Genomic DNA, 14,317 nt, shown 5'->3' on the forward strand with positions numbered 1-14,317 from the left:
TGCTTACGATGCGTTTGCCGCCTCATCGGCCTTCAGCTCCTTGTATTTGGCGGTTACTGCGCTGCAGAATTCATCCCAGCGGCCGCTGTTGATGAGGGTGGACGGGCAGATTTTGCCCGAAAAGTCCTGATGCTTTTTCAGTGCCTTGGACGGGTTCAGGTCGTACTCGATCAGCAGCCGCGCGCACAGCTTTTCGGTGTTGATGAGCGTCTGTTCGTAGTTGCCGTCCGAGTTGACGCACATTTCAATGCCGATGCCGTTCATGTTGCCGCCGTTCTTCTCCATGCCGTCGCCTGCGTGATAGGCAGTCTCATCATCCGGCAGATGGTGGTAGATCTCGTGATCGTCCACCGTGTAGTGCCACGAAACAATGCCCTCCCCGGCGTTGGCGTTCTGGTGGATGAATGAGTTGTGCGCGGCCGCATTTGCGCCGGAGCCGGTGTTGTCGGTCTCGTGGATGACAAGATACTTGATCTCGCGCTTCTGTCCCGGACGGGCGCGTGTGCCCTCGGGAAGAAAGTCGGTCATCACCGGAATATCCTCAATGTAGGTCAGACCGGCGTCGGTCTGCGGCTCGCGGAACACGATCTTCTGTGTCAGCATGCCCGCCGCAAACGACACGATCATCAGTCCGACTGTCAGCATCAGGCTGACCCGAAGTCCCTTGCTTCTCTTTTTGCGTGCCATGATTCACCTTATCTTTTCAGAATGATATCGTCTTACTGTTCCATTGTACTACGTTTTACGCGATTTTTCAAAACAAAGACTGTAAACTTTTTGTGATGGCGACACCGTATATGCGGATTCGGTATCAAATTCGTAAAATTTGCAAGATGAACTTGCATTTGCACTCGGATTCCCTTATAATAAAAGTTACTCGGAGAGGCGAAGCCTTTCAGCAGAATTTCTTTGACCGCCCGGTTTCTGCGCGAAAACGGTGCCAAGGCCATACGGACAGCCGGGTCAAATGCCGAAACTGGCAACTTTGTTGCCTTATTGAATTTTATAAGTTGGCTGACTAAAAGCCGTGTGCCGCGGGCGCATCACACTTGTGAAACGATCAATAAGAGTACAAAGGCAACACCTACAATGAAGACTGCGGCGCTTTGCGGCACAAAATTTACTCGCAAATCGCTCCTGCTTCACTATGCGGTATTGCCTAAAAGTAACGATTCTTGCTATATAGACTCTTTCCTCTTCCATAAAACCTACGGAATGTGCAGAAGCATCTGCAAAAAGAGAATGATCATCCCCAAGTGAAAGCGTACCGTGTGTACCCCTTTCGCCTGGGGATTTTTTGGTATTGTGAGGATATGAAATGCAGAACAAGCTTAAACTTTACGGGTTCAACAACCTGACCAAGGCGCTGTCCTTCAACATTTATGATGTCTGCTATGCAAAGACCGAGCGCGAACAGCGTGACTACATCAAATATATCGACCAGCAGTACAACTCCGAACGACTGACCGGCATTCTCGAGCGGGTGACCGAGATGATCGGTGCGCATGTGCTGCACATTTCCAAGCAGGATTACGACCCGCAGGGCGCCTCCGTCACCTTTCTCATTGCGGAGGAGCACATGAAGCCCGCGCTCGAGCCGGATACCATTGTCGCGCACCTCGACAAGAGCCATGTTACCGTGCATACCTATCCGGAGTACCATCCGGATACCTGCCTTGCCACCTTCCGCGTGGATATTGATGTTGCCACCTGCGGCGAGATCACGCCGCTGTCTACGCTCGATTACCTCATCGGCTCGTTCGATTCGGATATCATCACCATGGACTACCGCGTGCGCGGCTTTACCCGCGATATCGAGGGTAAAAAGCTGTTCATGGATCACCATATGACGTCCATTCAGGACTTTATCGACCCGAAAACGCTCGAGCGGTACGACGCCTACGACATTAACGTGTACCAGTCCAATCTGTTCCACACCCGTATGCTGCTCAAGGAGATCGATCTCCAGAACTACCTGTTCAATACCGATATCTATGAGCTGCCGCCGAAAACAAGACTCAAGATTCACTCCGACCTCAGACGAGAGATGATTGAGATATTTTCGGGGAAGAACATCTACTGATTTCGATTGAAAATACATTTTCAATCGAGAAAGACAAACCGAACGATGTTCGGATTTGTCTCACAATAAAGGGGAGGCCAGTGGCTTCCCGCGTAAGCTGTCTGCTCAGGATAAAATGGGCGCACACTGTGCGCCCCTACGGTGACGTTTGTACCGATGGTAAATCGTAGGGGCGAACATTGTTCGCCCACGCAACGTAAAAGAGTTACCAAACTCCTGACTGTAAAAAAGTTTTCATTACAAAGAGGGTTATATAATGGATCAATCCCGCGCGCCAATCATGGAGGCGCTCGAAAACTTCAAAGACATGCGTATTGTGCCGTTCGATGTGCCCGGACACAAGCGCGGACGCGGCTCGCCGGAATTAACGAAATTCCTCGGTCAGCAGTGCATGACGGTGGACGTCAACTCGATGAAGCCGCTCGACAATCTGTGCCACCCGACCAGCGTTATCCGCGAGGCCGAGGAGCTTGCCGCGGATGCGTTCGGTGCGGCGCACGCCTTCCTGATGGTGGGCGGCACGACGAGCAGCGTACAGGCGATGATCCTCTCCGTGGTCAAACGCGGCGACGAGATCATCCTGCCGCGCAACGTGCACCGCAGCGTCATCAACGCGCTCGTGCTGACCGGCGCGATTCCGGTTTACGTCAACCCGCAGATGAACGACCGGCTTGGCATTTCGCTCGGTATGTCGGTCACGGATGTGAAGGCCGCCATTGAGAAGCACCCGTCCGCGAAGGCGGTGCTCGTCAACAACCCGACCTATTACGGCATCTGCTCGAACATTCGGGAAATCGTAAGGCTCGCGCACGCGGCGGGCATGAAGGTGCTCGCTGATGAGGCGCACGGCACGCATTTCTACTTCGGTGAAAATATGCCGGTCTCCGCGATGGCGGCAGGCGCGGATTTGGCATCCGTTTCCATGCACAAGTCGGGCGGCTCGCTCACGCAGTCCAGCTTTCTGCTGTGCGGTCCGTCCATGAACGCGGAGCACGTTCGCCAGATTATAAACCTGACTCAGACGACCTCGGGTTCGTACCTGCTGATGGTCAGTCTGGATATTTCGCGCAAGAACCTTGCACTGCACGGCAAGGAGATTTTCCGAAAGGTCGTTGACCTGACGACCTACGCCCGCGAGGAGATCAACGCCCTCGGTGATTACTACGCCTACGGCAGCGAGCTGATCAACGGCGACACGGTATACGACTTCGACACGACCAAGCTGGCGGTAAACACGCTGGATGTTGGTCTGGCGGGCATCGAGGTGTACGACATTCTGCGCGACTTTTACGATATTCAGACCGAGTTCGGCGATCTCGGCAATCTGCTCGCCTATGTTTCGGTGGGCGACCGTGAACGCGACCTCGAACGTCTGGTAGCCGCTCTCGCGGACATTCGCCGCCGCTACAAGCGCGACAAGGCGACGCTCATGCGGCAGGAGTACATCTCGCCGCAGGTGGTTGCCGGCCCGCAGGAGGCGTTCTACGCGGACAAGAAGGCCATGCCGCTCGAGGAGTCGGTCGGACGCATCTGCGCGGAGTTTGTCATGTGCTATCCGCCCGGCATCCCGATCCTCGCGCCCGGTGAGCGTATCACCCGCGATATTCTTGATTATATTCGCTACGCCAAGGAAAAGAACTGCATGCTGCTCGGCACCGAGGACCCCGAGGTGAACAACCTGCAGGTCATCCGCGGCGTTGTCAGCCCGGAATAAAAGGAGCGTTTCACTCATGCAACTTACCTTTACTGAAATGCATACGCCGACGGTTGGGCTGCAGATACAGGTAGACCGTCAGCTTTACACCGAACAGAGCGATTTTCAGCGCATCGACGTGTTTGAATGCGAGGAGTTCGGTCGGTTTCTCACGCTTGACGGCTACATGATGCTGACCGAGCGGGATGAGTTCATCTATCATGAAATGATGGTGCATGTGCCGATGGCCGTGCTCGGCGAGAAGATCAAAAAGGTGCTTGTCATCGGCGGCGGTGACGGCGGCTGCGTCCGCGAGCTGTGCCGCTATCAGCACATCGAGCATATCGACCTGGTGGAGATCGATGAGCGCGTTGTCGCGGTCTGCAAGGAGTACCTGCCCGGTGTGGCATGCTCGCTCGACGACCCGCGCGTGCACATTCTCTATCAGGACGGCCTGAAGTATATCCGCCGCATCGAGGACGAGTACGACCTTATCATCATCGACTCGACCGACCCGTTCGGCCCGGGCGAAGGTCTGTTCACGATGGAATTTTACGGCAACTGCTACAAGGCGCTCAAGGAGCACGGCGTGCTCGTCAATCAGCATGAAAGCCCGTTCTACAAGGGCGATGCACTGGCGTGCCAGAGAGCGCACCGCAATATCGTCCATTCGTTCGAGCTGTCGCGTCTGTTTCAGGCGCATATCCCGACCTATCCGTCCGGACACTGGCTGTTCGGCTTCTCGTCGCGCGGCGTGCATCCGGTGCGCGATCTGAATCCGGACTGGTGGAACAGTCTGGGACTGGAAACCAAATATTACAATACCAATCTGCACAAGGGCGCGTTCTATCTGCCGAATTATGTGCAGAAGCTGCTGGAAAAGGTGGAAGAATAACGGAATCGTGAGAAAATTACTACGGTTTTGATTGGGTATCCGCTTGGCAAGCGGGGAACGCGCCGCACCCGCGGCGGGGGCAAAAAGGGTAGACACCTACGGTTTCTACCCTCTTTGAACACCCGTTTCCCTTGTTGGGATAGCTCGGGTGCAGACGGTAGACTGCGTAAGCAGGAAAAGGGGAACGGCAGTCGGGTTTCTCTTGCGTGTCTTTCTCCACCTTTTCGCAGTTCACAGACAGCGTACTGCTACACATGCGGGTTACTCAACGCAGGCGCGGCATAACAGTGCCGCGCAAATCCTTGGCACGTTGTAACGCACGGCACCTGCGAGGCTAAATTGCACCGAACACCTAATCCGTAGGTGCTGTCCGCAAACTCCAGACTTACGAGTTGCGCGGCACGGGTATGCCGCGCCTGCTGGAAGTAGCCGACCTGTGTAGCAGTACGGTATCTGACACTGCGAACAGGTTGCGAAAGACACGGAAGAAAAAATCCTCTGCCGTTCCCTGTTTCGGAGCGGTCACATATAGGAAATCTGCGCCGGAATATCCCCAAGGGAAAGGGGTGATTCACAAGAGGGTGGAAACAGCAGGTGTCTACCCTCTTGTGCCCCCGCCGGGTAGGCGCACTCCCCGCTGAGGTTCAGCGAACCTCCCGCCCGTTAGGGGCGAACCCGCTGACGCAGTTCGCGCGCCCCGCTCAGCCGGTGCAGAGAAACAGGCTGCCGCCCGTTAGGGGCGAACCCGCCTGCGGCAGTTCGAGTACCCCGCTCAGCCGGTGCAGAGAAAAAGGCTGCCGCCTGCGCAGTTCCGTTCGCTTCTCAAGCGGCAGTTTAACAAATAAAGACCATTCAATAAATCTAAATTATATATACAGTTAAAAATGAGGAGGAATTAACAATGGGAAGAGCATTGATCATCGGCTGCGGCGGCGTTGCCGGCGTAGTTATCCACAAGTGCTGCCAGAACAGCGACGTTTTTGAGGAGATCATGATCGCGTCCCGCACCAAGAGCAAGTGCGATGCCATCAAGGAGAAGCTGGACGGTACGACCGCAACCAAGATCCGCACCGCCAAGGTGGACGCGGACAACGTGGACGAGCTGTGCGCGCTCATCGACGAGTACAAGCCGGACATCGTGATGAACATTGCGCTGCCGTATCAGGACCTGACCATCATGGATGCGTGCCTCAAGTGCGGCGTAAACTACATGGATACTGCCAACTACGAGCCGGAGGACACCGACGATCCGGAGTGGCGCGCCATTTACGAGAAGCGCTGCAAGGACGAGGGCTTTACCGCGTACTTCGACTACTCCTGGCAGTGGGCGTACAAGAAAAAGTTTGAGGAGGCCGGTCTGACCGCTCTGCTCGGTTCCGGCTTTGACCCGGGTGTAACGCAGGCGTACTGCGCTTACGCACAGAAGCACCTGTTCGATGAAATCGACACCATCGACATTCTGGACTGCAACGGCGGCGACCACGGCTATCCGTTTGCGACCAACTTCAACCCGGAGATCAATCTGCGTGAGGTATCCGCGCCCGGTTCGTACTGGGAGAATGGTCACTGGGTGGAGATCCCGGCGATGAGCATCAAGCGCGAGTACGACTTCGATCAGGTCGGCCACAAGGACATGTACCTGCTCCACCACGAGGAGATCGAGTCCCTGGCGAAGAATATTCCGGGCGTGCAGCGTATCCGCTTCTTCATGACCTTCGGTCAGTCCTATCTGACCCACATGAAGTGTCTGGAGAACGTCGGCATGCTGTCCACCACCCCGATCGAGTTTGAAGGCCACCAGATCGTGCCGATCCAGTTCCTCAAGGCGCTGCTGCCCGATCCGGCAACGCTCGGTCCGCGCACCAAGGGCAAGACCAACATCGGCTGCATCTTCACCGGCAAGAAGGACGGCAAGGAAAAGACCGCCTACATTTACAACGTCTGCGACCACGAGGAGTGCTACCGCGAGGTCGGCTCGCAGGCCATCAGCTATACCACCGGCGTTCCGGCGATGATCGGCGCGGCGATGCTGCTGACCGGCAAGTGGAACAAGCCGGGCGTGTACACGGTCGAGGAGTTTGATCCCGATCCGTACATGGAGGCGCTGAACAAGTGGGGTCTGCCGTGGCAGATCAACGACAAGCCGGTACTGGTGGACTGATATGAAATTTACTGAGCTTCCTACGCCCTGCTACCTGCTCGATGAAAACCGTCTGGTGCAGAATCTGGCCGTCCTGCGGGACGTTGCCAGACGCACCGGCGCGAAGATCCTGCTGGCGCAGAAGGCGTTCTCGATGTTTTCCGTGTACCCGCTGATTCGGGAGTATCTGGCGGGCACAACGGCCTCCGGTCTGTACGAGGCACGGCTCGGTCATGAGGAATTCGGCGGCGAGACCCATGTCTACGCACCGGCCTACGCGGAGGGCGAGTTCCGCGAGATCCTGGAGTACGCCGACCACATTGTGTTCAACTCGTTCACGCAGTGGAAGGCCTACGGCAGCCTTGCCCGCGCGGCAGGGAAGAGCTGCGGCCTGCGGCTCAATCCGGAGTGCTCCACGCAGCCGAGCGACCACGCGATGTATGACCCGTGCGGTCCGGATTCGCGCCTTGGCATTACGATAGAGAATTTTCAGCCGGAGCTGCTCGACGGCATTGAAGGCTTCCACTTCCACACGCTCTGCGAGCAGAATTCGGACGATCTGGTGCGGACTGTCGCTGCATTTGAGCAGAATTTCGGCCAGTATATGGATGGCCTGAAATGGCTCAACCTCGGCGGCGGCCACCATATCACCCGCGCGGATTACGATGTGGAAACGCTGGTGCACTGCATTGATTATCTGCAGAAAAAGTACAAGGTGCAGGTTTATCTGGAGCCGGGCGAGGCCGTTGTGCTGAATGCGGGCTATCTGGTCGCCACCGTGCTTGAGGTGATGCACAACCATAAGGACATTGCGATTCTGGATACCTCGGCGGCGTGCCATATGCCGGACGTGCTCGAGGTGCCGTACCGTCCGCCGGTGTACCGCGGCGGCGAGCCGGGGAAGAAGGCGTTCACCTATCTGCTGACCGGCCGCTCCTGCCTCGCAGGCGACGTCATCGGTGAGTATTCGTTCGATGTGGCGCTCGGCGCCGGTGAGCAGGTCGTGTTCGAGGACATGGCGCTCTACACCATGGTCAAGACCAATACGTTTAACGGCATGCCGCTGCCGCTGATCGCCATTCGGCGCGCCGACGGCACGGATGAGGTCGTGCGGATGTTCGGGTATGAGGAGTTTAAGCGGAGACTTTCCTGATGGAGACGAGGAGATCGGCTCGGCTGCCAAAGTATGATTACGGAAAGCAGGGCGTCTATTTTGTGACGCTCTGCACGCAGGATCGTGCGTGTATTTTGTGGAATGACACGGATATATGCTATCCCGTAGAGGCGAACATTGTTCGCCTGCCTGCGGATGTACCGCTGTCTGCGATTGGACATTTGGTGCAAGCGGGAATCAACAATATTCCACTGCATTATCCGAATATTTCCGTGGATATTGCGGCGATTATGCCAAACCATGTACATCTGCTGCTATGCGTTAGCTCGCTGTTCGGGCGCACACTGTGCGCCCCTACGGTGGAGACGGAAGCGCCGGGGATAAACGTAGGGGCGAACAGTGTTCGCCCACATCCGGCAAAAGGCATCGACCGGTCCGGGCGCACACTGTGCGCCCCTACGATTTCGCGTGTGATAAAACAATTAAAGGAATTCGTAACGAAACAGGTTGGGTATTCCATATGGCAGCGGTCGTTTTATGACCATGTCATTCGGGATGATGCGGATTACGCCGTGAAATACAATTATATTTTGGATAATCCACGCAGATGGGCAGAGGACGAATATTACAGCAACAGGTAATAAGTTGTAAATCGCCTGACCGTAGGGTGCGCCGACTTCGGCGCACCGCATTCCAGCGAATATCACCGGATTATAGTCCGTGGCATACGCTGTCGTTAATGTATTCCGTTGCTGTGAAATTTGCCCTGCGGTTTACAAACGGTGCGCCGACCTCGGCGCACCCTACGGGATAGCGTGAGCTTGTATTTATCTGTTAGTATATTCGCTGGCATGTATCGTATAGGCAAGTTGCTGTCAACTGCGTCATATCCCTTGACAAACCCGGATTTAACAGCTATACTATTAAAGTTAATACACAAATGCAGTGAAAAAGAGGAGTATTTTTCCTTTGCGCGTTTAGAGAGGGTGCGGTCGGTGCAAGCACCTCGGCGGGGAAGAAGAAGGTCGCTTTGGAGCAGAACAGCCGAATGTTCGTTAAGCTGTTCCGTCTAACCCGCGTTACGGGGCAACGAGTGCGCGTCTTTACGCGAATTCAGGTGGTACCACGGAGCATACTTCGTCCTGTTGTCGGGATGAGTATGCTCTTTTTTGTTTGCACAGAGGTATCCCGCATGTATATCGTAAATCAAATTGAAGGAGATAGATCAATGAGCGAACTGCCTAAGACCTACGACCCGAAATCGGTCGAGGACAAGCTGTACAAGTTCTGGGTCGATTCCGGCTTCTTCCACGCCGAGGTCAATCCGGACAAGAAACCGTACACCATCGTTATCCCGCCTCCGAATGTTACCGGCCAGCTGCACATGGGCCACGCATTCGACGAGACCTTGCAGGATATCCTCATCCGCACCAAGCGCATGCAGGGCTACGAGGCGCTGTGGATGCCGGGCACCGATCACGCCGGTATTGCAACCCAGATTAAAGTAGAGGAGAACCTCCGCAAGGAGGAGGGCCTGACCCGTTACGACCTCGGCCGCGAGGAGTTCCTCAAGCGCGTCTGGGCGTGGAAGGACAAGTTCGGCAGCCGCATTATCAGCCAGCTCAAAAAGCTCGGCACCTCCTGCGACTGGGATCGCGAGCGCTTCACCATGGACGAGGGCTGCTCCAAGGCGGTCCGCGAGGTATTCGTAAACCTGTACAACAAGGGCCTGATCTACAAGGGCCACCGCATCATCAACTGGTGCCCGCACTGCGCAACTGCGCTGTCCGACGCTGAGGTTGAGTACGAAACCCAGCCGGGCAAGCTGTGGCACATCCGCTATCCGCTGGCGGACGGCTCGGGCGACCTCGTTGTTGCGACCACCCGTCCGGAGACCTTCATGGGCGATACCGGCGTTGCTGTCAACCCGAACGACGAGCGCTACAAGCACCTCATCGGCAAGACCTGCATCCTCCCGATCATGAACCGCGAGATTCCGATCTTCGGTGACGAGTACGTTGACATGGAGTTCGGCACCGGCTGTGTTAAGGTTACGCCGTGCCACGACCCGAACGACTTCGAGATGGGTCAGCGCCATGACCTCGAGCAGATTCTCGTGTTCAACGAGGACGCGACCGTCAACGCAAACGGCGGCAAGTACGAGGGCATGGACCGCTACGAGTGCCGCAAGGCGGTTGTAAAGGACCTCGAGGAAGGCGGCTGGCTGGTCAAGATTGAGGACCACGAGCACAACGTAGGCACCTGCTACCGCTGCGGCACGACCGTTGAGCCGATGACCTCGGCGCAGTGGTTCGTCAAGATGGCGCCGCTCGCCAAGCCCGCGATGGACGTAGTAAACGAGGGCAAGACCAAGTTCGTGCCCGACCGCTTCTCCAAGACCTACCTGCGCTGGATGGAAAACGTACACGATTGGTGTATCTCCCGTCAGCTGTGGTGGGGTCACCGCATTCCGGCGTTCTACTGCGACGACTGCGGCGAAATGACCGTCTCCAAGACCGATGTATGCACCTGCCCGAAGTGCGGCGGCACGCATATCCATCAGGAGGAGGACGTACTGGATACCTGGTTCTCGTCCGCTCTGTGGCCGTTCTCCACGCTCGGCTGGCCGGACAAGACCAAGGAGCTGGAGTACTTCTACCCGACCTCTACGCTTGTTACCGGCTACGATATCATCTTCTTCTGGGTTGCCCGCATGATTTTCTCCGGTGTGGAGCACATGGGCGAGACCCCGTTCAAGACGGTTTATATCCACGGTCTGGTGCGCGACGCGCAGGGCCGCAAGATGTCCAAGTCGCTCGGCAACGGCATCGACCCGCTCGAGGTCATCGACCAGTACGGCGCAGACGCGCTGCGCTTCACCCTCGCAACCGGCAACAGCCCCGGAAACGATATGCGTTTCTCGGATGAGCGCGTACAGGCGTCCCGCAACTTCTGCAACAAGATCTGGAATGCATCCCGCTTTATCCAGATGAACCTGACCATCGACAAGGACAAGGCAGTCGAGCTGCCGAGTGACCTTGCCATCGAGGACAAGTGGATTATCAGCAAGTTCAACACGCTGGTAGCCGACGTTACCCGCAACATCGACCAGTACGAGCTGGGTCTGGCAGCTGCCAAGCTGAACGACTTCATCTGGGAGAACTTCTGCGACTGGTATATCGAAATTGCAAAGACCCGTCTGCAGACCGGCGACGAGAACGTACAGAAGGTGCTGTGCTATGTGCTGAGCGGCGCAATGCAGCTGCTGCACCCGTTCATGCCGTTCATCACCGAGACCATCTGGCAGGCGCTGCCGCATGAGGGTCCGTCCGTTATGGTATCCGCATGGCCGGAGTACAAGGACGAGCTGCACTTTGCCGCTGAGGAGGCACAGATGGAGAGCCTGATGGACGCTGTCCGCGCCATCCGCAACCGCCGTGCCGAGATGAACGTACCGCCCTCCAAGAAGGCCAAGGTGCTCATCCTGACCGAGAAGAAGGATACGTTCTCCGCAGGCGCAGGCTTCTTCCCCAAGCTGGCATACGCTTCCGAGATCGAGCTGATCGACGCGGTTCCGGCGGACGCTGCCAAGATGGCATCCGTAGTCACCGGCGACGCACAGATTTATATGCCGATGGGCGACCTCATCGACTTTGAGGCCGAGCGGGCCCGTCTCGGCAAGGAGAAGAGCAAGGTCGAGGCTGATATCGACTTTGTTATGAAGAAGCTGAACAACCCGAAGTTTGTCGATAAGGCACCCGAGAAGGTTGTTGCAGCCGAGCGCGAAAAGGCCGAAAAGCTGCGCGAGCACCTCGCAAAGCTGGAGGAGTCCATTGCAGCGCTGAACTAAGCTGCATGAAGCTGAATTAAATATAAAAAGAGTGGAGTTTCTCCACTCTTTTTTCTTAACATTTTCTCCGAAAACACTTGACTGTAAACCTACTTTATCCCTTATAATGTAATCAATAGAAGGGAAGGTGATTGTATGAACATAGCGGAAGCAGAGCGCAGGACGGGCTTATCCCGAGCGAACATCCGGTTTTACGAAAAGGAGGGGCTGCTCACGCCGACACGCGGCGAGAACGGCTACCGCGACTACACCGAGGACAATGTACAGACACTGCGGAAGATCATGCTGCTGCGGCGGCTGCGGCTGAGCGTGCCCGACATCCGCGCCATCGAGAGCGGCGAGAAAGCGCTGCCCGAGGCGGCGGCAGGCCAGCTCGACGTATTGCAGGGGGACATCCGCGAGAGCGAACTGGCGTATGCGATGTGCCGCGCCATCTGCGAGGACAGAGCGGAGTGGAACGGGCTGGATGTAGACCGGTACCAGTCCATCGTGCTGCCCGCAGATGACCCGCGCGAGAAAGACCGCATCCCGCCGGCAGGCTGTCCGTGGCGGCGCTTCTTTGCCCGCAATGTGGATGCCGGACTGTATGGGCTGCTGTGGTCGATGCTGTCGCAGTGGGTGTTCCGCATCAATCCGGATCATTTTATGTCGAATCTGGCGTGGACGCTCGCGTGCGGGTATGTCAGCTGGCTGCTGACGTTCGTGTTCGAGCCGGTGCTGCTGCATTACTGGGGCACAACGCCCGGCAAGTGGATATTCGGGCTGTCCGTCCGCGATGAGGACGGAGAAAAGCTGTCCATCCGCACCGCATATGCCCGTTTGTGGGGCGTGTTCGTCTACGGCAACTGCTATGCGCTGCCGCTCTTCGACTGGTACTACAATTACAAGTGCTACCGCGCGTGCAAAGAAGAGGAGCTGCCGTGGGATTTGGAGAACGGGTGCAGCATCGTTGTCCGCGAGCGGGAGGTGCGCTGGTATCGCGTGGCGCTGTACCTGCTGGTGCTCGGGCTGCGAGCAGCCGCAGGTTACGGCATTGACCTGTACGCCGAGCTGCCGCCCAATCGCGGCGAGCTGACCCTTGCGGAGTATGTGGAGAACTGCAACGACTGCCTGAAATATAATCAGGGCATGGCGCCGTATGTCCGGCCGGACGGAAGCTGGAATAAGGATTTGGACATAATGGGCGGCTCGTACACCGGATTCTCGCTGGGCGATTCTGCTGTATCCGATGTGACGGTCGAAACCGATGCGGACGGCTATGTGCAGTCGGTGACGGTGGTTTCGGATTCGCAGAACGGCTCGTGCGGCTATCAGGAGCGCATGACGGTGTATTACGCCTTTGCGGCCGCGTATGCCAAATGGAGCTGGCTGTATGCCGACCACATGAGGGATGACATCATTGACGACGGCTGGGAATACGATGCACCGGATACGAAAAACGTCAAGGAGGCGCATCTCGACGGGCTGGATTTCCGATACGAGTATGAATTCAGCGGCGCATCGCGCGATAACGCCGTGGACGGAAAGCCGATGCCGTATCATTCGGTGCTGACGATTGAGAAAGAGTGAGGAGTGGAGAGCGAGGTGCTCTCCACTCTCTGCTTTATTAGAAAATTGCTTTCTTATTTGCCCAAAGTGTGCTATACTAATCTCACAAAACCATATAGATAGAGGAATAGCCAATGAAAGGAATCATTCTTGCCGCCGGTAAGGGCTCGCGCCTGTACCCGATGACACGTCCGGTATGCAAACCGCTGCTGCCGGTATACGATAAACCGATGATCTACTATCCGCTGGCAGCGCTCCTGCAGGCCGGTATCCGCGATATTCTCATCATCATCCCGCCCGGAGAGGAAGGCCCGTTCTACCGTCTGCTCGGTTCCGGCGGCCGCTTCGGCGTCAACATCACCTACGAGGTGCAGGAGGTTGCACGCGGCATCGCGGACGCGCTGCTCATCGGCTCGCAGTTCATCGGGGATGACTCGGTTTGCCTTGTTCTGGGCGATAATATCTTCTATTCCCCCAATTTCCAGAACTATCTGGACCGTGCCGTGCAGATGCAATCCGGCGCCTGCGTGTTCGGCTACTATGTCGATGACCCGCGTGCGTTCGGCGTTGTGGAGTTTGATGGTCAGGGCCGTGCGATCTCCATCGAGGAGAAGCCGCGCTATCCGAAGTCTAACTATATCATTCCGGGTCTGTATTTCTACGATAACTCGGTTATGGAGATTGCCCGCGGACTCAAGCCCTCGGCAAGAGGCGAGCTGGAGATCACGGATGTCAATATCGAGTACATGAAGCGCGGTCAGCTGCACGTTGAAAAGCTCGAGCGGGATTTCGTCTGGCTGGATGCCGGTACCGCCGAGAATCTGCTCGAATCCGCACAGGTTGTCCGCCGCGTGCAGGATGAGAGCGGCCGCTACATCGCATGTCTGGAGGAGATTGCGTACGCACGCGGCTATATCAGCCGTCAGACGCTGCTCCGTCACGCCGCCGACCTCAGCAAAACGCTGTACGGCCGCTACTTAGAGTGCCTCTAAAG

The 14,317-nt window shown here is 56.6% G+C and carries 10 protein-coding genes and 1 other annotated feature; of the genes, 9 read left to right on the plus strand and 1 reads right to left on the minus strand.

Annotated elements, in window-relative coordinates:
• Positions 1 to 3: 3 nt before the first annotated feature.
• Positions 4 to 687: a peptidoglycan recognition protein family protein gene (locus tag DW806_RS01845; protein ID WP_118728919.1), complete on the minus strand. Its 684-nt coding sequence runs from the start codon at positions 685 to 687 to the stop codon at positions 4 to 6.
• Between the two features lie 631 nt (positions 688 to 1,318).
• On the opposite strand from DW806_RS01845, the gene speD reads away from it, so the two are divergent.
• The 9 genes from speD to rfbA all read left to right on the plus strand — a co-directional run bounded on the left by speD (position 1,319) and on the right by rfbA (position 14,315).
• On the plus strand, positions 1,319 to 2,083 hold the full coding sequence (speD, locus tag DW806_RS01850) for an adenosylmethionine decarboxylase (protein WP_118647886.1): 765 nt from the start codon (positions 1,319 to 1,321) through the stop codon (positions 2,081 to 2,083).
• 256 nt (positions 2,084 to 2,339) lie between these two features.
• Positions 2,340 to 3,797 (plus strand): aminotransferase class I/II-fold pyridoxal phosphate-dependent enzyme, encoded by a 1,458-nt coding sequence (locus DW806_RS01855; protein ID WP_118728920.1) that lies wholly within the window; start codon positions 2,340 to 2,342, stop codon positions 3,795 to 3,797.
• 16 nt (positions 3,798 to 3,813) lie between these two features.
• A complete protein-coding gene (gene speE / locus DW806_RS01860; protein WP_117751461.1) occupies positions 3,814 to 4,671 on the plus strand; it encodes a polyamine aminopropyltransferase in 858 nt (285 codons plus the stop codon).
• Positions 4,672 to 5,572: 901 nt separating this feature from the next.
• Positions 5,573 to 6,832, plus strand: coding sequence for a saccharopine dehydrogenase family protein (locus DW806_RS01865; RefSeq protein WP_118564051.1), 1,260 nt, complete (start codon positions 5,573 to 5,575; stop codon positions 6,830 to 6,832).
• A gap of 1 nt (position 6,833) precedes the next feature.
• Positions 6,834 to 7,964, plus strand: coding sequence for a carboxynorspermidine decarboxylase (gene nspC, locus DW806_RS01870; protein WP_118728921.1), 1,131 nt, complete (start codon positions 6,834 to 6,836; stop codon positions 7,962 to 7,964).
• Positions 7,964 to 8,566, plus strand: a complete 603-nt coding sequence (locus DW806_RS01875) for a transposase (RefSeq protein WP_118728922.1) — start codon at positions 7,964 to 7,966, stop codon at positions 8,564 to 8,566. Before nspC ends, DW806_RS01875 begins: the two co-directional genes overlap by 1 nt.
• 295 nt (positions 8,567 to 8,861) lie before the next feature.
• Positions 8,862 to 9,073 (plus strand) — a binding site (T-box leader).
• An 80-nt stretch (positions 9,074 to 9,153) separates the two neighbouring features.
• Positions 9,154 to 11,775: a valine--tRNA ligase gene (locus tag DW806_RS01880; protein ID WP_118728923.1), complete on the plus strand. Its 2,622-nt coding sequence runs from the start codon at positions 9,154 to 9,156 to the stop codon at positions 11,773 to 11,775.
• 135 nt (positions 11,776 to 11,910) lie between these two features.
• Complete coding sequence (locus DW806_RS15080) at positions 11,911 to 13,344, plus strand: MerR family transcriptional regulator (RefSeq protein ID WP_158578260.1); 1,434 nt, start codon at positions 11,911 to 11,913, stop codon at positions 13,342 to 13,344.
• 113 nt (positions 13,345 to 13,457) lie between these two features.
• Positions 13,458 to 14,315 (plus strand): glucose-1-phosphate thymidylyltransferase RfbA, encoded by an 858-nt coding sequence (gene rfbA / locus DW806_RS01890; protein WP_118728924.1) that lies wholly within the window; start codon positions 13,458 to 13,460, stop codon positions 14,313 to 14,315.
• The last annotated feature ends 2 nt before the right edge of the window (positions 14,316 to 14,317 follow it).

Source organism: Butyricicoccus sp. AM32-19 (assembly GCF_003480365.1).
GTDB lineage: Bacteria > Bacillota > Clostridia > Oscillospirales > Butyricicoccaceae > Agathobaculum > Agathobaculum butyriciproducens.

Bases quoted from the DNA above. Each gene is read 5' to 3' on its own strand.
- DW806_RS01845 (WP_118728919.1), bottom strand. From the start codon at position 687: ATGGCACGCAAAAAGAGAAGCAAGGGACTTCGGGTCAGCCTGATGCTG.
- speD (WP_118647886.1), top strand. From the start codon at position 1,319: ATGCAGAACAAGCTTAAACTTTACGGGTTCAACAACCTGACCAAGGCG.
- DW806_RS01855 (WP_118728920.1), top strand. From the start codon at position 2,340: ATGGATCAATCCCGCGCGCCAATCATGGAGGCGCTCGAAAACTTCAAA.
- speE (WP_117751461.1), top strand. From the start codon at position 3,814: ATGCAACTTACCTTTACTGAAATGCATACGCCGACGGTTGGGCTGCAG.
- DW806_RS01865 (WP_118564051.1), top strand. From the start codon at position 5,573: ATGGGAAGAGCATTGATCATCGGCTGCGGCGGCGTTGCCGGCGTAGTT.
- nspC (WP_118728921.1), top strand. From the start codon at position 6,834: ATGAAATTTACTGAGCTTCCTACGCCCTGCTACCTGCTCGATGAAAAC.
- DW806_RS01875 (WP_118728922.1), top strand. From the start codon at position 7,964: ATGGAGACGAGGAGATCGGCTCGGCTGCCAAAGTATGATTACGGAAAG.
- DW806_RS01880 (WP_118728923.1), top strand. From the start codon at position 9,154: ATGAGCGAACTGCCTAAGACCTACGACCCGAAATCGGTCGAGGACAAG.
- DW806_RS15080 (WP_158578260.1), top strand. From the start codon at position 11,911: ATGAACATAGCGGAAGCAGAGCGCAGGACGGGCTTATCCCGAGCGAAC.
- rfbA (WP_118728924.1), top strand. From the start codon at position 13,458: ATGAAAGGAATCATTCTTGCCGCCGGTAAGGGCTCGCGCCTGTACCCG.